Below are 16,701 nucleotides of genomic sequence, written 5' to 3'. Positions count from 1 at the left end.
TTTTCGGTGTTCGCCATTAAGGCCGCTAAGTCTCGTAGCGGTTTGCCGTGTCAGAAAGGAGCAGGCGCTATCCCGCCAAGCTAATAGCTCCGCGGTGGTGGCACCGGAGTGACTGGAGGCGAAGGTATTGCGAACGGTGCGATCATCGCCTGTTGTGCTGAAGGTCCGTTGCGGCAGCGGACGGTTGCCTTGCCATAGGCGTCCAGATCGGCGTCGGGATGCCTTGCGTGCTGTCGGTTGGTGATGGATTTTCCAGATGCTTCCCTTGCTGTAGAGATCCGTGTTTCAGGCCCCCGCGATATTGATCCCCAGCCCAAACATCACGCAAAGCAGTGCCAATGCCACGGCGAACGTCGCGGTGCAGATCTGACCAAATCGATGCCAGCGCTCGCTCCATACCGCCAGGGCGACGTAGATGCCCGGAGCTACGCCTGCGTAACGCGTCATCGAAGTCAGCGTGCCGGTGGCCATCGGTGCCAGAAGAGTGAGAGCGGTGAAGACAGCAAGGCCTCGCCAGCCTCGCTTCCAGCAGGTTACGACGCTGCAGATGCCGAGGGTGGTGATGCCGAAGTGTAGAAGCCTCGGATTCCAGGGTGCTGCCAGTCTGTGCGGGCGAGCGACGTACTCGGTGAGGGCGCCCCACGGCATGCCGAGATGGCGCCCCCACGCGACCTGGATATCCTTGAACGCAAACGGATTGCCGGTGATGACCCAGAGATAAGTCATATAGGCGGCGGCGCCAGCCACGACCGGTGCGATTCTGAGCAGATCCATAGGGCGCCTGTCGCCCTTCAGCCAATCCATGACGGCCATCGGCGCAATAAAAAGTCCGTTGAAGCGGGTGGCTGACGCGAAGGCTCCCGCAATGCCCACGCCGCCCCACCGCCCCTGCCTGGATGCTAGCGCGGACAGGCAGGTGAGGGCGAAGAACAATGCTTCAGTATGCGGCAGCATTGCGAAATAGCTGGCGGGCCAGAAGCTGGCGAAGATTGCGGCGTGGTCGGCCATCCGTTGTGAGTCGGTCAGCGTTCGTGCCAGTTGCCACAACATTGTCAGAGCAAGCAGAAAGCACGCATTCGACAGCAGGATCCCTGACCAGAGCCATTCTCCCGTCAGGTGCGAAGCGCCGCGCCAGAGCATCGGGTGAAGGGGAAAAAACGCCCAGTTGGCCTGTCGTGTCGTATCGAATCGCCGTTGCTCGTAGCCGTCATGGGCGATCGAGTAATACCAGCCTGCATCGCTTCCCGTGGCGACATTACGTAGGCCGGTCGTAATGGCCTCTCTCGACAGTTTTACGGCGGTGCTGTCGTCGTGATTCCACTGGTCAAGGGGTATCTGCGCCAACAGTGGCGTTGCCGTCAGTATCAGGACGATCAGGGCACGCGATACGAGGAACGGGATGACCACCTGCTTCAGTGACCGGGGCACGTACTCCCACATTCGTAGGGCGGAGATCCCGCGACGACCCTCCAGGTCGCTTGCGATGGCTCTCATTGACGCTGTGTCCGTCTGGCGTGGCGTTTGATTCTACGTGATCTTGAACAAGCCTGCGGGTAACGGCCGCCGCGAGAACGATTAGTGCACGCCGCCTATGCCGCCGCTGAAGGCGCCGAACGAGCCGAAAGAACTGTCGCTCATCGTCGGTGGCTGATCGGCTCGCTTGATGGGATCGCTCTGATTGCCGGGAACAGCGCCTGTAATATTGCCTGTGGCGGCGAGCGCGGTGATCACCGCAGTCGTGACCCAGCGCGTCGTTGCGCTGTAGCGGGGCCGATTGGCGAAAGCCGTACCGATGGCCTCATGATACGGCGAAGCATACGAGGACGATGAAGTCGGCTTCGCGACCAGTAGCGACGGTGGAGGTACGAATACCACCTGCGTTGCGGGGGGGGTGAGGTTGAGGCTCGGGCCGGCTACTGATGTGCTCTCAGAAGCCATGCCGACCGCGGGACCAGCCGAGGCGACGAGCATGATGAGCAGATAGTTCGACAAACGCATGATTCTTCCTTGGACGCGGGGCCGTTATGCGGAAGATAGTTCAGCCGGGTCGATAGCGAAAGTGCCCGTATGCTCAGTGGAGGGGTGTAAGCAGGTTCGCCAATCGATCCGGCGTGCCCCCAATCCGTTGGAGGTGGGGATAGCGCAATGGCCCTGTCGGCTGGATCTTAACGCTGGATTTTGCGTCGTTGGCGCTCAGGCCGAGGGTCAGACGCTGAGGCGCGGCAACGGTCAGAAGAGAGCGCAGGGCGTCTGCCGAGTAAGGTCTTCCATCCACACTTTCCACCCGCATGCCAGGTGCCACGCCGGCATCGAAAGCCGGCCCATCCCACGCGACACTTCGGATCATTCCGTCCTTGCCCAGAGTCATGCCGACCGCACTCGAGAAATCCTGTACGTCGCTGTCTGCTTCACTCGCCTTGGCGTAGTCAGTGGGGTTGCCATCGAAGACCAGCCGATAACCCTCCCGCTCGATGCCGTCGAGTGTGTCGGCTGGGTCGTGGGTGTCGAGCCGTTTCCGCAGAAACGTCGCCCAGTCGTTGGGCGCGACGCGGCGCAAAGCGGTGCACACGTCGTCGAAGGTATAGGTTTTTGTCACTGTGTCGCCTACCGCACCGCCAGCAAAGAACTCGCGGGCAAAGTCGTCGATACTTTTCGCGTCGTGAGTGCGTTCACGAATCTCTGCGTCAACAGCCAGCCACAAAAAGACGCCTTCCCCGTAATAGTCTTCGCGTCGCTGCCAGTCGCGCCACGACGTTGAATGGCCCCCGGCCGTGATTATCGCGTCGTTGGTACTGTCCTGCAGCGACTTCCAGGTGCGTCCCTTCTGAGCGAGCACTTGCGCCGCGCCCACCGCGAGAGCATCCAGCGTTTCCTGTTTCGTCCGCAGTCCGGATCGCGCCGCCAGCAAGCGCCCCCAGAACTCGGTCTGGCCTTCGTAGACCCAGAGCAGACTCCCCCGTACGGGCGTGTTGAAGTCAGCTGTCCAAAGATCGGCAGGCTGGCGATAGCGCCCGTTCCACGAATGGACAAACTCATGCGCCAGCAGATCGGCATTGATGAGGTCGCGCTCGTCGCCGGCAAAATAGTCGGGCGGCAAGGTGTCGGTGCTGGACTGTGCCTGCTCGCTGCCGCCGGGGCCGGGTAGCGCGTCGTCCAGCGCCAGCAGGAAATCGTAGTGTCGGTAATGCCGCGTCGGGAACACCTTGCCTGCCTGTTGCACCATCGCCCGAAGCGCGTCGAGTTGGGCTGGTTTGATGGCGATCCTGCGCTCGTCATCGGCAAACACATTCAGGGTGACCGGCGCTTCGCCTCTGCGCGCTAGCGCATAACGCCCGACGTGGCGCGACGCGTAGACGGGCGAGTCGACCAGTGTCTCCAGTGAGGTGGTGCGAAACCCTGTGGCATCGCCCGGGCTGTTCTCCAGCGCCGTGGCGGAGGCGAAGCCATTTGGCAAGGTAACTCGTGCACTTACAGGGATATTGCGCGTGAACCACCCTGCCGGGTAAAGCACAACGTTTTGCCAGGGTACCGTGACCGTGGACGCTGTCATGACAACGGCGCCCTGGCGAAGACTGAAGGGCGACAGGTACTGGAACGACACGTCGAGCGCTTTCGCGTCGGCCGGAACGTCCACATGGAAGGCGAACATGTTGACAGTATCGCGTTCCCATTTCAGGGGCCGGCCGTTCGATACGACGGTCAAGCCTGTGAGGCCCGCTACCGACGCCGTCGGGGCATGGCTTGCGGTTTCCCATTGCGGGTACAGGAGGACCATGGGTCCCGCTGCCTGTACCGGGATCGACTCCCGGACGCGGTAGATGCGCTGGCTCAGGTTGGATGCGTCGACATCCAGCGTTATCTGCCCGTTGAAAGGCACATCGCGTGCGACAGGAATCGGCGGGGGAAGGGGTGCCGGCTGCGGGCCTTCGGAAGCGAGGCTTGCCTGAGCGAAGAAGAAGGACAGAACGACGGTGGAAGCAACGACGCGCATGCGGTGCGAACCTTGGCGGGAAGAAGTGGTGCCAGCTGGGTGCCCCCCACGATAAGCGCATCGTCGCGGGGCACCCAGTGACCATCGGCATGGCCGCCCGGTCGTCCATTCAGGCCTCAGCGGGGAACGGTGGCACCCACCAGTGTTGCGATTTCAGCCGGTGTTTCAACCACCTTCCAGGCCCCGGCCGTCTCCAGTTCCTCGCGATCGCCGAAGCCCCAGAGGACGCCGATGCCACGAACACCGTTGGCGACCGCGCCGTCGATGTCGAAGTGGCGATCGCCGATCATGATCACGTCGTCCACGATGTGCCCGAAGTCCGCGATCGCCGCGGCGATCATCTCGGCTTTCTCGCTCTTCGACGTCGACGGATCGGGCGCATAGAGCGCATCGAACGCGTCGCCGAAGGGCAGGTGGGCGATGATCGGCTCCGCATGCGGACGCACCTTGCTGGTGACGACCGCCAGCTTGTGACCGGCGCCCGCCAGTGCGGAGATCAGGTCGGCGATGCCTGGGTACACGGTGTGCTCGGACCAGCCGACATCGTGGAAGCGCTGCGAGTAAGCCGCGACGGCTTGCTCGACGCGTTCGCTGTCACCATTCAGGAGCTCACCGAAGCTGACCCGAAGTGGAGGACCGATCCATGAGCGCAGCACGGTGTCGTCCGGAACGTCCGCGCCGACGGTTGCCAGCGAATGGCGAACGCCGGCGAAGATGCCGATCTCCGAGTTGATGAGGGTGCCGTCCAGGTCGAAGAGAATCAGCATTACTTCGAATCCGCGCGAGCCTTGAGCGCGGCCACGGCCGGCAGCTCCTTGCCTTCGAGGAATTCGAGGAAGGCGCCGCCGCCCGTCGAGATGTACGACACGCCGTCTTCGATGCCGTACTTGTCGACGGCCGCCAGGGTGTCGCCGCCACCGGCGATGGAGAAGGCCTTCGACGAAGCGATGGCACGCGCCAGCGTTTCCGTGCCCTTGCCGAACGCATCGAACTCGAACACGCCGACCGGGCCGTTCCAGACGACCGTACCAGCCTTGGCGATCAGGTCGGCATAGCGCTTCGCAGTATCCGGGCCGATATCGAGGATCATCTCGTCGTCGGCGACCTGATCCACCGCCTTGACCGTGGCTTTGGCGGTGGCGGAGAACTCGGTGGCGACGACCACATCGGTCGGCACCGGCACATCGGCGCCACGCGCCCTGGCATCCGCCATGATCTTTTTCGCGGTGTCGAGCAGGTCCGCTTCGACCAGCGACTTGCCGACCTTGTGGCCGGAGGCGAGGATGAACGTGTTGGCGATGCCGCCGCCGACGATCAGCTGCTCGACGCGACCGACGAGGTTCTGCAGCAACTCGAGCTTGGTCGACACCTTGGATCCGGCGACGATGGCGAGCAGCGGCTTCTGCGGGTTTTCCAGCGCCTTGCCCAGCGCATCCAGTTCCTTCGCCAGCAGCGGACCCGCGGCGGCGACGGGAGCGAAACGGATCACGCCGTGGGTCGACGCCTGCGCGCGATGCGCGGTGCCGAAGGCATCCATGACGAAGACATCGCACAGGGCGGCGTACTTCTTCGACAGGGCCTCATCGTCCTTGCCTTCGCCGACATTCATGCGGCAGTTCTCGAGTACGACCACCTCGCCGTCGGCCACGTCGACGCCATCGAGATAGTCGCGGACCAGGCGGACGTCCTTGCCCAGCTTGTCGCCGAGCCATTCTGCCACCGGCTTGAGCGAGGAGGCTTCGTCGAATTCGCCTTCCTTTGGCCGGCCAAGGTGCGAGATGACCATGACCTTCGCGCCAGCGTCGCGCGCGGCGACGATGGTGGGCAGGGAGGCATCGAGGCGCTGGGTGGACGTGATCTTGCCGTTCTCGACAGGCACGTTCAGATCTTCACGGATGAGGACTCGCTTGCCTTTGAGGTCGAGGTCTTGCATGCGGATGACGGGCACGGTGAGGCTCCAGCTAGGGGAAGGAGAATTCTCCATTGTCCGCGTCCTTGATGGGGTGGCGCAAATCCGTGTCGCCAGCTGGGCTGGCTGTTACAGGTCGCCAGCGGGGCTGGCTCCTACAGGTCTGCCGTAGCCCTGTAGGAGCCAGCCCCGCTGGCGACACGCGCGGCAGCGCGGCAAGGCTTGCCCCGGTCCCGGCGCTAGAATCGCGAAGTCCCCGCGAAGGAAGTCCCTCATGTCCCTCACCCTTTACACGTATTGGCGCTCCAGCGCCGCCTATCGCGTCCGTATCGCCCTCAACCTCAAAGGTCTCGACTACGAAGCGCGCCCCGTGCATCTGGTCAACGAGGGCGGCGAACACCTGAAAGCCGACTACCGCGAGCTCTCCCCCCAGGCCCAGCTCCCGACTCTGATCGACGGCGATCGCGTCATTCGCCAGTCGATGGCGATCCTGGAATACCTCGACGAGACCCGGCCGGATCCGGCCCTGATGCCAGCGGATGCGCAGGGCAGGGCGAAAGTCCGCGAGCTGATGCAGGCGGTGGGCACGGATATCCACCCGCTGGGTAATCTGCGTGTCCTGCAAGCGATCGAGACGGAATTCGGGGCCGATCAGGCGGCGAAAGAGGGGTGGTCGCGGCGCTGGATCCAGCACGGTTTCGACGGCATCGAGGCCCTGCTCGCTGAGGGTGCCGCAGGAACGTTCAGCTATGGCGATACGCCGACGCTGGCCGATTGCTGTCTCGTCCCGCAGTTCTACAACGCGTTGCGCTGGGGGGTGGATCTGGCGTCGTATCCGACGATCCGGCGAGTGGTGGAGGCATGCCATGCGCTCGAGGCGTTCCAGCGGGCGGCCCCGGAAGTTCAGCCAGACGCTCCAGCCTGACTTCAGAACCACGTAGGAGCGCGCCCCGCGCGCGAAAAGCCAACGAAGCGAAGAAGCGGTGACTCTGCAACCCCTGCCCTGCCGCTGTCGCGCGCGGGGCGCGCTCCTACATTAGTGGGTGGTGTCAGACCCCGATTCCGTAGGGATCGCTCGAAGCAAACTCATTGCCCGTCGCACCTTCCGACAGACGAATCTTCAGCGCCAGGCCATCGCGCGAATCCGCCTTGTTCAGGCACTCCTCGAGCGTGATCTTGCCGTCCTTGTACAGGCGGTAGAGCGACTGGTCGAAGGTCTGCATGCCTTCCTGCAGGCTGCGGTCCATGGCGTCCTTCACCTCGTGGATCTGGCCGCGGCGGATCATGTCGCGGATCAGCGGGGTGTTGAGCAGCACCTCGGTCGCCGGCATGCGGCGGCCGTCCTTGCCGATCACCAGGCGCTGGCTGATCACCGCGCGCAGGTTGAGGGCGAGGTTCATCAGCACGTTCTTGTGCGCCGACTCGCCGAAGAAGTTGAGGATGCGCTCCAGCGTCTGGTCGGCGTTGTTCGAGTGCAGGGTGGCCAGGCACAGGTGACCGGTCTCGGAGAACGAGATGGCCGCCTCCATCGTCTCGGTGTCGCGGATCTCACCGATCATGATGACGTCCGGGGCCTCGCGCATCGCGTTCTTCAGCGCCTCGTGATAGCTGTGGGTATCCAGTCCCACCTCACGCTGGTTGACGATGGACCGCTTGTGCCGGTGCAGGTACTCGATCGGGTCCTCGATGGTGAGGATATGGCCCGAGCTGTTGCTGTTGCGGTGGTCGAGCATGGCCGCCAGGGTGGTGGACTTGCCCGAGCCGGTAGCGCCCACGACCAGGATCAGGCCGCGTGGCTCCATGATCAGATCGCGGAAAATCGTCGGCAGCTGCAGCTCTTCCAGCGAGGGGATCTCGCTCTTGATGGCACGGATGACCATGCCGATCTCGCCGCGCTGCTTGAACACGTTGATACGGAAGCGGCCGGCTTCCTTCACGGCCAGGGCCATGTTCAGCTCGAGATCGCGCTCGAACTGCGGCACCTGACCCTCGTCCATGAGCGAATAGGCGATCTTCTTGACCATGCCGCTCGGCAGGCCGGTATTTCCCAACGGGTACAGCTTGCCTTCCACCTTGATGTTCACAGGGGCGCCGGTCGTCAGGAACATATCCGACGCGCCCTTGTCCACCATCAGCTTAAGGAAATAACCGATATCCACCTAAACCCCCGGACGTTCATTACAATCGAGTCGAGGTCATAGCCTGACCGTTATATATATCGACAATATCTCGCAAACCTGTACGAGGAACGAGTGATGGTGCACAACTTGCCGTCGAAAGCCCTTTCCAAGGGCCGCCGGCTCATTGCTCAGGCCGCCCTGGGCCTTGGTATCGCTACGCTCGCCGGCTGTGCCAGCGCCCCCCCACCCGACGGCTCGATGAACCAGGCACTGGCCCAGCTGCAGGCTGCCAGAGACGCCGGAGCGGCCGATTATGCGCCGGTCGATCTCGATTATGCGCAGGGAAAATTCCGTCAGGCGCAGGCCGCGATGGCCAGCCGCAAGTACGACGAGGCGGCGGTGCTCGCCGACGAGTCGCGTGCCGACAGCGAACTGGCCCGGGCCAAGGCCCGTCTGGGTGCCGCCCGCGCCCAGAACACGGCCAAGAGTCAGGAAAACTCCCGCATGCGCGTCGAGATGATCGACAACCATGCCAACGACACGGTGCCCATCCCGACCAACGTGCAGGAAACCGAATCGGTCCTGCCCGAGCCGACGGACAGCACTCAGCCGCCGGTCGGTGGTCAGACCCAGCCCCTGAATGACAATTCGGGCAACCAGATCCAGCCGTCCACCAACCAGGGAGGCCAGTGATGAAGCGTTCGACCCTCCTTACCTCCGCGCTGGCCCTTGCGCTTGCCGCGGGCAGTGCCATGGCCGCCACGGACGACCTGGACATCCGCCGTCTCAATTCGAGCCTGGACCAGCTGTCGTCGGACCCCGTGCTGGGCAATTACGCCCAGGCTGAACAGGCTCGCGCCCGCGAAGCGATCAGCCAGATGGCCCAGTTCCGTCCCAAGGACAAGGAGCACGGCCATCTGCTGTATGTCGCCGAGCGCCGGGTGGACATCGCCAAGGCGATGGCCCAGTACCAGGATGCCCAGGCCAAGAGCGCTCAGCTGGACCGCGAGCATGACGCCATCCTGCTGGAGGCCAGTCGGCTCGACGCCGAGATGGCCCGTCGCCAGCTCGAGCAGCAGCGTGCCCAGAACCAGATGATCCAGGAAGAGGCCGCCCGCCTGCAGCAGCAGGGTGTCGACTACGCCCAGGCGCTGGAGCAGGCCAAGGCTGAAGGCGACAAGGCCAAACAGGTCGCCGCGGCACAGGCCAAGGTGGCTAACGCCGCCAAGAAGCAGGCCGCGCTGGCCGAGGCCGCCGCGCGTGCCATGCGTGATATGAACTCGTCCGACGGTGGGGCGCCAGCCTCCACGCCTGCACCGAAAAAGAGCAAGAAAACCGACGGCAACTGAGAAATATCGCTCTTGCAGGCGCATGGCTAGCGGAGTAGCTTCGGTCTCCCGGCACCCGAAAATTCAGGGTGCCGGTCCTGCCGGAGCATGCGAAGAACTTGCCCGCATGGCTCCCCTCACGACCGGCCCGCGCATCGGGCCGATCCCACCGCGAGGAGTTTGCAATGTTCGAAAACCAGCAGCGCGACGACGTCGAAAAGTTCATCCATGCCGATGCGGAAACCCGTCGTCTCTTCTATCGCCACCAGGAACTCGATACCAAGTTGCGTGACGCCAACATCGGCTGTCTGCCTATCGACGACGTAAGCCTTGGGGGCCTCAAGAAGGAAAAGCTGCAGGCGAAGGAAAAGCTGCAGCGAATGTGGGATAGCTGGCAAAAGTCGCCACACTGACCACCCTCAATCAGTTCATTAATTGACCGACGGGCGCCGAAAGGTGCCCGTTTTGCATGTGTAGGAGCGCGCCCCGCGCGCGACCCCTCCCCTACCCCCTTTCGCCTCCGCCAATCAGCCGGGCATCCGTTCACAGGCACACCCTTTATGATGTGCGCCCATAGGGCGAGGTCGCAGGGGCCGCGCCGTTCCAGACGATTGGAGTTTCAATGAGTGTTCATGACAGCGTCCTCGACCTGATCGGTCATACCCCGATGGTGCGCGCCCAGCGCCTGGACGCGGGCCCGTGCGAGCTCTTTCTCAAGCTCGAGAGCGCCAACCCGGGCGGATCCGTCAAGGACCGTATCGGCATGTCGATGATCGAAGGCGCCGAGCGCGCCGGCAAGATCAAGCCGGGCGACACCCTCGTGGAAGGTACCGCCGGCAATACTGGTCTCGGCCTGGCGCTGGTCGCCCAACAGAAGGGCTACCGGCTGGTGCTGGTCGTGCCGGACAAGATGAGCCGGGAAAAGATCTTCAACCTCAAGGCGATGGGTGCGGAAGTGGTGCTGACCCGTTCGGATGTCGCCAAGGGACATCCGGAGTACTACCAGGACATGGCGGAGCGCATCGCGCGCGAAACCCCGGGCGCGTACTTCATCAACCAGTTCGGCAACCCGGACAACCCGCTCGCGCACGTGCAGACGACGGGGCCGGAAATCCTCGCGCAGATGGACGGCAAGGTCGACGCCATCGTGGTCGGCTGTGGCTCGTCCGGCACCATGAGCGGCCTGACCGCCTACCTGAAAGAGCACTCGCCGAACACGCGGATCATCCTCGCGGATCCGGTGGGCTCCATCCTTGCCGAGTACATCAACGAGGGTACCCTGTCGGAGAAGTCCGGCAGCTGGATGGTCGAAGGCATCGGTGAAGATTTCCTGCCATCGATCAGCGACTTCTCGCTCGTCGAGAAGGCATTCGCCATTACCGACAAGGAAAGCTTCCTGGCCGCGCGCGAACTGCTGGCGAAGGAGGGTGTCCTCGGTGGCTCATCCACCGGCACGCTGCTCGCCGCCGCGCTGAAATACTGCCGCGAACAGACTACGCCCAAGCGCGTGGTCACGCTGGTCTGCGATACCGGCAACAAGTATCTGTCGAAGATGTACAACGACTACTGGATGCTGGACAACGGCTTCCTGGAACGCGAGCGCTACAACGACCTGCGCGATCTGATCCTGCGCCCGTATGCCCAGCGCGACACGGTCGTGATCAAGCCGGACGACATGCTCGTGACCGCCTATAACCGCATGAAGCTCTACGACGTCTCGCAGCTTCCGGTGATGGAAGGCGACCGTATCGTCGGCATCCTCGACGAATCGGACGTGCTGCTTCACGTGCATGCCGACGAGGCGAAGTTCCGCGACCCCGTGTCCACCGCGATGATCGCTTCGCCGGAAATGCTCCAGGTCCGCGAGCCGATCGAGGCACTCCTGCCCGTGTTCGAGAAGGGTCACGTGGCCATCGTCGTCGACGGCGACCAGTTCCTCGGTCTGATCACCCGGATCGACCTGCTCAATTACCTGCGCCGCAAAGTTAACTGACAAGGATCCGAACCATGTGTGGAATCGTCGCCGCTGTCGCTCAGCGTGATATCGCGCCCATTCTGATCGCGGGCCTCAAAGCCCTCGAGTATCGCGGCTACGACTCCGCGGGCATGGCCATCGCGGACGCTGGCGAGATTCGCCGGGTGCGTGCAAAGGGCAAGGTTCGCGAGATGGAAGCGCTGTACGACGCCGATCCCGTCCCCGGTGGCACCGGCATCGCACACACGCGCTGGGCCACGCACGGCGTTCCCAGCGAGAAGAATGCGCATCCGCACGTGCAGGGTCGCATCGCTATCGTGCATAACGGCATCATCGAGAACTACGCGTCGCTGCGTGAAGGTCTGAAGGCGAAGGGTCGTACCTTCCATTCCGAGACCGATACGGAAGTGATGGGCGCGGTCATCGATGAGCACGTGCAGGCCGGCAAGCCGCTGCGCGAAGCGGTTACCGCCGCCGTGCGCGAACTCGAAGGCGCCTACGCCATCGCGGTGATGAGCCTGGACGAGCCCGAGCGCATCGTCGGTGCCCGCCGCGGCTGCCCGCTGCTGGTCGGCATCGGCATCGGTGAGCACTTCCTCGGATCGGACGCGCAGGCGCTGATCAAGGTCACCAACCGGATGATGTACCTCGAGGAAGACGACGTCGTCGAGATCACCCGTGAAACCGTCGAGGTGTTCGATCTCGATGGCAAGCGTGTCGACCGTACCGCGCACGAGAGCGAGATCAGTGCCGACTCGGTCGAGCGCGGCGAATACCGTCACTACATGCAAAAGGAGATCTTCGAGCAGCCGCGTGCCGTGGCCGACACTCTCGAAGGGCGCATCGGTCCGCACGGCGTGTTGCCCAATATCTTCGGCATCGACGCCGATCCGATACTCGACAAGACGCGCACCATCCATATCGTGGCCTGCGGTACGAGCTACCACGCCGGTATGGTCGCCAAGTACTGGATCGAGGAATTCGCCCGTATCCCGGTCGTCGTCGAAGTGGCCAGCGAATACCGCTACCGCGATGTCGTCGTGCCCGAGAACACGCTGTTCGTCGCCGTCTCCCAGTCGGGCGAAACCGCCGATACCCTGGCGGCTATGCGTGAATCGCGTCGTCGCGGCTACCTCGCTACGTTCGCGATCTGCAACGTGCCCGAGTCGTCCGTCGTGCGCGAGTCCGATCTGCGTCTGATGACACGAGCGGGCCCGGAGATCGGCGTCGCCTCAACCAAGGCCTTTACCACGCAGCTCACCGCATTCGCCCTGCTGGCGCTGGACCTCGGCCGCCGTCGTGGTCTGGACGAGGCAAAGTACCTCGAGCACTGCAAGGAGCTGCAGTCGCTGCCACGCTATATTGAGAACGCGCTGAAGAGTGAGCCGGAGATCGTCACGATCGCCGACCACTTTGTGGCCAAGCAGCATGCGCTGTTCCTGGGGCGTGGTGCGCAGTTCCCGGTGGCACTCGAGGGCTCGCTCAAGCTGAAGGAAATCTCGTACATCCACGCCGAGGCTTATCCGGCGGGCGAACTGAAGCACGGCCCGCTGGCGCTGGTCGACGAGAATATGCCGATCGTGGCCGTGGCCCCGAATGGCCCGCTGCTGGACAAGCTGAAGTCGAATCTGCAGGAAGTCCGCGCACGCGGCGGTGAACTGATCGTCTTCGCGGACGAGCGCGCGGAACTCGATGAAGATTCGCAGGAGAACATCGCGACGGTGCGCGTCGACGGTGGTGGCGATTTGATCGCGCCGGCTGTGTTTACGATTCCGATGCAGCTGCTTGCGTACCACGTGGCCGTGATGCGCGGCACCGATGTGGATCAGCCGCGTAATTTGGCCAAGTCGGTGACCGTGGAATGAGTGACGCGCCGTTGGGGTTATGTCGATGATCCTGCGTCGTAAGCGCCGCTCATTACCGTACGCAGTTCGCTTCTCCAGTCCGGCGGCGTGATGCCGAAAACCGTTTGCACTCTGGTCGTGTCGAGCACAGACCATGCGGGGCGCTTCGCGGGCGTCGGAAACCCCGCCGTATCGGTTGGAAGCAACAATGGGGCTGCATTCAAACGGCCTGCTTGAACTGCTTCTTCGAATATGGCCTGTGCAAAACCATGCCATGTTGTCTCGCCGCTTGCTGTCAGATGGTAAATGCCGCTCGCCTCGCGACGTGATTGGCGTTCCGTCATCCACTTCTGCGCGATACGTGCGGTGGCTTTCGCGAGGAAGCCGGCACTCGTAGGCGTCCCATGCTGGTCGTCCACGACGGTCAGCGAATGGCGCTCGGCGCCGAGTCGGAGCATGGTCGTCAGGAAATTACGACCACGCAGGCTGTAGACCCAGGCGGTCCGCAATACCAGATGATCCGCGCTCATTCGGGAGAGTGCGATCTCTCCGCTGAGCTTGCTCTTTCCGTAAACGCCGAGCGGCCCGGTCGGGTCGTGTTCGACATATGGCCGGGTACCCATTCCGTCGAATACGTAATCGGTCGAAAAGTGGATGAGCGCACCATTCCATGACGTGATCACCGAGGCGATCACCGCCGGGAGGGCTGCGTTGGTCAGCATGGCCTCAGCGCTGTCCGACTCGGCCTGATCCACGGCCGTGTACGCCGCCGCATTCACCACCAGGTCGGGGCTCTCTCTGGCGAGGAGCGATAGTAGCCCCCCCGTATCCTTAAGATCGATGCGCAGCGATTCATCGAGAGCACGGCGCGACGATGCCCGTACCGTGCCTATGTCAGCAAGCGACCGTTGCAAGTAGCCGCCCAGCTGACCTTCGGCCCCGAGCAGCAGGATCTTCACGGCACGTAATCGGGTAGCCGCTCGCGCGGCACCTCGTCGAAGAGGGGGGCCTTCCGATCCTTCGGCGAGAGTTCGGGGTCGGTGACCGGCCAGTCGATGGCGAAGCGCGCATCGTTCCAGCGAATCGCCGCATCGGCGGCAGGGTCGTATACGGTCGTGCACTGATAGGTGAACGTCGCCTGCTCGGAGACGACGCAAAAGCCGTGGGCAAAACCGGGGGCGATCCAGAGATGCCGCTTGTTCTCGCCCGAGAGCATGACCGCTACGGACTTTCCGAAGTGCGGCGAGTCAGGTCGGATGTCGACGGCGACGTCGTAAACCTCACCGTCGAGAACGCTGACCAGTTTCCCCTGCGGGTTCGGCCACTGATAGTGCAGTCCGCGCAATACGCCACGGCGTGACTTGGAGACGTTGCTCTGCACGAAGCTGGCGTCAATGCCGTGAGCGGCAAAGCGCGCCTGATTGAACGCTTCGTAGAAGAAACCGCGCTCGTCGCCGAATACCGTCGGTTCGACGATGACGACGCCGGGTAACTGAGTGGCAATGCATTTCACGCTGGTCCATCCTGCTCGGCGAGGCGCAGAAGATACTGTCCGTAGCCTACTTTGGACAGGGGCTCTGCCAGGCGCACAAGCTGGTTGCGATCTATCCAGCCATTGACGAACGCGATTTCCTCAGGGCAACAGATCTTGAGGCCCTGCCGGTTTTCGATGGTCTGGATGTAGTTGCCCGCTTCCATGAGGGACTCGTGCGTTCCTGTATCCAGCCACGCGTGACCGCGGCCGAGCTGTTCCAGGTGCAACTCCTGCTGGCTCAGATAACGTCGGTTGAGGTCCGTGATCTCGAGCTCGCCGCGCACCGAGGGCGTCAGCTCGGAGGCGTAGGCGGGCGCGTGCTCGTCGTAAAAATAAAGGCCCGTGACCGCATGGTTCGACTTAGGGTGGGTCGGCTTTTCTTCGATGTCGATCACCTTGCCATCGGTGCCCAGGGTAGCTACGCCGTAACGCTGTGGGTCACGTACCCAGTAGCCAAACACGGTTGCGCCGCGCTCGCGCGTGGCGGCACGGCGCATGCGTTCGATCAGCCCGTCACCATAGAAAATGTTGTCGCCCAACACCAGGCAGCTCGGGGCGCCGTCGAGGAAGTCCTTGCCAATGAGGAACGCCTGAGCAAGGCCATCCGGGTTTGGCTGCACTGCATAGTCGATCGAAATACCCCACTGCGATCCGTCGCCGAGCAAGCGCTGGAACATGCTCTGCTCGTGGGGCGTGTTGATTACCAGGATCTCGCGGATACCGGCCAGCATCAGCGTGCCCAGCGGGTAGTAGATCATCGGCTTGTCGTACACGGGCAGGAGCTGCTTGCTGACACCCTGGGTGATCGGATACAGCCGTGTGCCCGATCCTCCGGCCAGGATGATTCCCTTGCGATTCTTCATTGTCCGAGTCGTTCCATCCGATAGCTGCCGTCGAGGATACTGCTCACCCATGTCTGGTTGGCCAGATACCAGTCCACGGTGCGTGCCAGGCCCGAAACGAAATCGTTGCGTGGTGTCCAGCCGAGTTCACGCTGGATCTTGCCGGCATCGATCGCATAGCGGCGGTCATGTCCCGGACGGTCCCGGACGAACCGTATCAGCGACTCGCGCGGTGTGGCGCCGGGTACCCGCTGATCGAGTAAGCGGCAAAGCGCCCGGACCACGTCGATGTTGGTCTTCTCACTGTCTCCACCTACATTGTAGGTTTCGCCGGGGCTTCCCTTGTCCAGCACCGCGGCGATGGCGTCGCAGTGGTCCTCGACGAAGAGCCAGTCGCGCACGTTCAGGCCATCCCCATAGACCGGCAGCGGCTCGCCCGCCAGCGCCTTCTGAATGACCAGCGGGATCAGCTTTTCGGGGAACTGGTAAGGCCCGTAGTTGTTCGAGCAGTTCGTCGTCAGCGTCGGCAGGCCATACGTGTGATGGAAGGCGCGGACCAGATGATCGGATGCCGCCTTGGACGCGGAGTAGGGCGAGTTGGGCGCATACGGTGTGTCTTCGGTAAACCGCCCCTCGGCGCCAAGTGAGCCGTACACCTCGTCCGTGGATACGTGCAGAAAGCGGAAGCGCTTCGCGCCGTCCTCGTCGAGCGTGCGCCAGTAATCGCGGGTCACCTCCAGCAAGGTGAGCGTCGCCGCCACATTGGTCTGAATGAACGCCGCCGGCCCGTCAATGGAGCGGTCGACATGGGACTCCGCGGCGAAATTAAGCACGGCATCGGGCCGGTGCTCCGCCAGGAGTGCGGCCACCAGCGCGGCATCACCAATATCCCCTTCCACGAAGACGTGGTCAGGATGGTTCCTGAGCGAGGCCAGTGTGGACAGGTTGCCGGCATAGGTCAGCTTGTCCAGGTTGACCACGTGGTGGCCAGCGGCCATGGCGCGATGGACGAAGTTTCCGCCGATGAAGCCGGCACCGCCGGTGACCAGTAATGTGGGCATGAAGAACCTTATCGATGGCCCCGGCAAGCTCCCGGTGGCGATGGCGCCGATTATGGGCGATTGGGCCCGCGCCGTCCCCTTGCACGGGGACTTGATG

16 protein-coding genes are annotated in these 16,701 nt (G+C 63.2%); 6 read left to right on the top strand and 10 right to left on the bottom strand.

From position 1 onward, the window contains the following. Window positions 1–285: 285 nt before the first annotated feature. The 5 genes from J2X57_RS09520 to J2X57_RS09500 form a co-directional block, all read right to left on the bottom strand. Complete coding sequence (locus tag J2X57_RS09520; RefSeq protein ID WP_309866292.1) at window positions 286–1,494, bottom strand: hypothetical protein; 1,209 nt, start codon at window positions 1,492–1,494, stop codon at window positions 286–288. An 81-nt stretch (window positions 1,495–1,575) separates the two neighbouring features. Next, a complete protein-coding gene (locus tag J2X57_RS09515) occupies window positions 1,576–1,998 on the bottom strand; it encodes a hypothetical protein (RefSeq protein ID WP_309866288.1) in 423 nt (140 codons plus the stop codon). Between the two features lie 73 nt (window positions 1,999–2,071). Beyond that, on the bottom strand, window positions 2,072–3,991 hold the full coding sequence (locus tag J2X57_RS09510; protein WP_309866285.1) for a M61 family peptidase: 1,920 nt from the start codon (window positions 3,989–3,991) through the stop codon (window positions 2,072–2,074). Between the two features lie 116 nt (window positions 3,992–4,107). After that, entirely contained in the window at window positions 4,108–4,758 is a 651-nt protein-coding gene (locus J2X57_RS09505) for an HAD hydrolase-like protein (protein WP_309866282.1), read from the bottom strand. Then, a complete protein-coding gene (locus J2X57_RS09500; RefSeq protein WP_308846046.1) occupies window positions 4,758–5,939 on the bottom strand; it encodes a phosphoglycerate kinase in 1,182 nt (393 codons plus the stop codon). The genes J2X57_RS09505 and J2X57_RS09500 overlap by 1 nt, the downstream gene beginning before the upstream one ends. A 235-nt stretch (window positions 5,940–6,174) precedes the next feature. On the opposite strand from J2X57_RS09500, the gene maiA reads away from it, so the two are divergent. Then, entirely contained in the window at window positions 6,175–6,825 is a 651-nt protein-coding gene (gene maiA, locus J2X57_RS09495; RefSeq protein WP_308846045.1) for a maleylacetoacetate isomerase, read from the top strand. A gap of 124 nt (window positions 6,826–6,949) precedes the next feature. On the opposite strand, the gene J2X57_RS09490 is transcribed toward maiA, so the two are convergent. After that, a complete protein-coding gene (locus tag J2X57_RS09490) occupies window positions 6,950–8,059 on the bottom strand; it encodes a PilT/PilU family type 4a pilus ATPase (RefSeq protein WP_036115787.1) in 1,110 nt (369 codons plus the stop codon). A gap of 96 nt (window positions 8,060–8,155) precedes the next feature. Between J2X57_RS09490 and J2X57_RS09485 the strand changes: the two genes are divergently transcribed. The 5 genes from J2X57_RS09485 to glmS all read left to right on the top strand — a co-directional run bounded on the left by J2X57_RS09485 (window position 8,156) and on the right by glmS (window position 13,188). Further along, window positions 8,156–8,713 carry a DUF4398 domain-containing protein gene (locus J2X57_RS09485; protein WP_036115784.1) on the top strand — a complete coding sequence of 186 codons (558 nt, stop codon included), beginning with the start codon at window positions 8,156–8,158 and terminating at the stop codon, window positions 8,711–8,713. Then, window positions 8,713–9,369, top strand: a complete 657-nt coding sequence (locus J2X57_RS09480) for a DUF4398 domain-containing protein (RefSeq protein WP_043692412.1) — start codon at window positions 8,713–8,715, stop codon at window positions 9,367–9,369. The genes J2X57_RS09485 and J2X57_RS09480 overlap by 1 nt, the downstream gene beginning before the upstream one ends. 164 nt (window positions 9,370–9,533) lie before the next feature. Further along, window positions 9,534–9,761, top strand: a complete 228-nt coding sequence (locus J2X57_RS09475; protein WP_043692414.1) for a YdcH family protein — start codon at window positions 9,534–9,536, stop codon at window positions 9,759–9,761. A gap of 209 nt (window positions 9,762–9,970) precedes the next feature. After that, the gene (locus tag J2X57_RS09470; protein WP_036115776.1) at window positions 9,971–11,341 is read left to right on the top strand and encodes a pyridoxal-phosphate dependent enzyme; all 1,371 of its coding nucleotides are present in this window, start codon (window positions 9,971–9,973) and stop codon (window positions 11,339–11,341) included. A gap of 14 nt (window positions 11,342–11,355) precedes the next feature. Then, the gene (gene glmS / locus J2X57_RS09465) at window positions 11,356–13,188 is read left to right on the top strand and encodes a glutamine--fructose-6-phosphate transaminase (isomerizing) (protein ID WP_309866273.1); all 1,833 of its coding nucleotides are present in this window, start codon (window positions 11,356–11,358) and stop codon (window positions 13,186–13,188) included. 17 nt (window positions 13,189–13,205) lie between these two features. On the opposite strand, the gene rfbD is transcribed toward glmS, so the two are convergent. The 4 genes from rfbD to rfbB are packed head-to-tail and all read right to left on the bottom strand — an operon-like array spanning window position 13,206 to window position 16,604. Continuing rightward, window positions 13,206–14,126 carry a dTDP-4-dehydrorhamnose reductase gene (gene rfbD / locus J2X57_RS09460; RefSeq protein WP_309866271.1) on the bottom strand — a complete coding sequence of 307 codons (921 nt, stop codon included), beginning with the start codon at window positions 14,124–14,126 and terminating at the stop codon, window positions 13,206–13,208. Then, window positions 14,123–14,680 (bottom strand): dTDP-4-dehydrorhamnose 3,5-epimerase, encoded by a 558-nt coding sequence (gene rfbC, locus J2X57_RS09455; protein ID WP_309866269.1) that lies wholly within the window; start codon window positions 14,678–14,680, stop codon window positions 14,123–14,125. Before rfbC ends, rfbD begins: the two co-directional genes overlap by 4 nt. Then, complete coding sequence (rfbA, locus tag J2X57_RS09450) at window positions 14,677–15,564, bottom strand: glucose-1-phosphate thymidylyltransferase RfbA (RefSeq protein WP_043692424.1); 888 nt, start codon at window positions 15,562–15,564, stop codon at window positions 14,677–14,679. The genes rfbC and rfbA overlap by 4 nt, the downstream gene beginning before the upstream one ends. Then, window positions 15,561–16,604 (bottom strand): dTDP-glucose 4,6-dehydratase, encoded by a 1,044-nt coding sequence (gene rfbB / locus J2X57_RS09445; protein WP_043692427.1) that lies wholly within the window; start codon window positions 16,602–16,604, stop codon window positions 15,561–15,563. Before rfbB ends, rfbA begins: the two co-directional genes overlap by 4 nt. Between the last annotated feature and the right edge of the window lie 97 nt (window positions 16,605–16,701).

Origin of the sequence: Luteibacter sp. 1214 (assembly GCF_031455395.1) — a bacterium.
Taxonomy (GTDB): domain Bacteria; phylum Pseudomonadota; class Gammaproteobacteria; order Xanthomonadales; family Rhodanobacteraceae; genus Luteibacter; species Luteibacter mycovicinus.
Note: the sequence above shows the minus strand (reverse complement) of the source record. Positions and strands in the feature narration are given on the sequence as shown.

What these genes read in the sequence shown, in the direction of transcription:
- J2X57_RS09520 (WP_309866292.1), bottom strand. Translation starts at nt 1,494, where the DNA reads ATGAGAGCCATCGCAAGCGACCTGGAGGGTCGTCGCGGGATCTCCGCC.
- J2X57_RS09510 (WP_309866285.1), bottom strand. Translation starts at nt 3,991, where the DNA reads ATGCGCGTCGTTGCTTCCACCGTCGTTCTGTCCTTCTTCTTCGCTCAG.
- J2X57_RS09485 (WP_036115784.1), top strand. Translation starts at nt 8,156, where the DNA reads ATGGTGCACAACTTGCCGTCGAAAGCCCTTTCCAAGGGCCGCCGGCTC.
- J2X57_RS09475 (WP_043692414.1), top strand. Translation starts at nt 9,534, where the DNA reads ATGTTCGAAAACCAGCAGCGCGACGACGTCGAAAAGTTCATCCATGCC.
- rfbA (WP_043692424.1), bottom strand. Translation starts at nt 15,564, where the DNA reads ATGAAGAATCGCAAGGGAATCATCCTGGCCGGAGGATCGGGCACACGG.
- rfbB (WP_043692427.1), bottom strand. Translation starts at nt 16,604, where the DNA reads ATGCCCACATTACTGGTCACCGGCGGTGCCGGCTTCATCGGCGGAAAC.
- J2X57_RS09515 (WP_309866288.1), bottom strand. Translation starts at nt 1,998, where the DNA reads ATGCGTTTGTCGAACTATCTGCTCATCATGCTCGTCGCCTCGGCTGGT.
- J2X57_RS09470 (WP_036115776.1), top strand. Translation starts at nt 9,971, where the DNA reads ATGAGTGTTCATGACAGCGTCCTCGACCTGATCGGTCATACCCCGATG.
- glmS (WP_309866273.1), top strand. Translation starts at nt 11,356, where the DNA reads ATGTGTGGAATCGTCGCCGCTGTCGCTCAGCGTGATATCGCGCCCATT.
- J2X57_RS09480 (WP_043692412.1), top strand. Translation starts at nt 8,713, where the DNA reads ATGAAGCGTTCGACCCTCCTTACCTCCGCGCTGGCCCTTGCGCTTGCC.
- J2X57_RS09505 (WP_309866282.1), bottom strand. Translation starts at nt 4,758, where the DNA reads ATGCTGATTCTCTTCGACCTGGACGGCACCCTCATCAACTCGGAGATC.
- maiA (WP_308846045.1), top strand. Translation starts at nt 6,175, where the DNA reads ATGTCCCTCACCCTTTACACGTATTGGCGCTCCAGCGCCGCCTATCGC.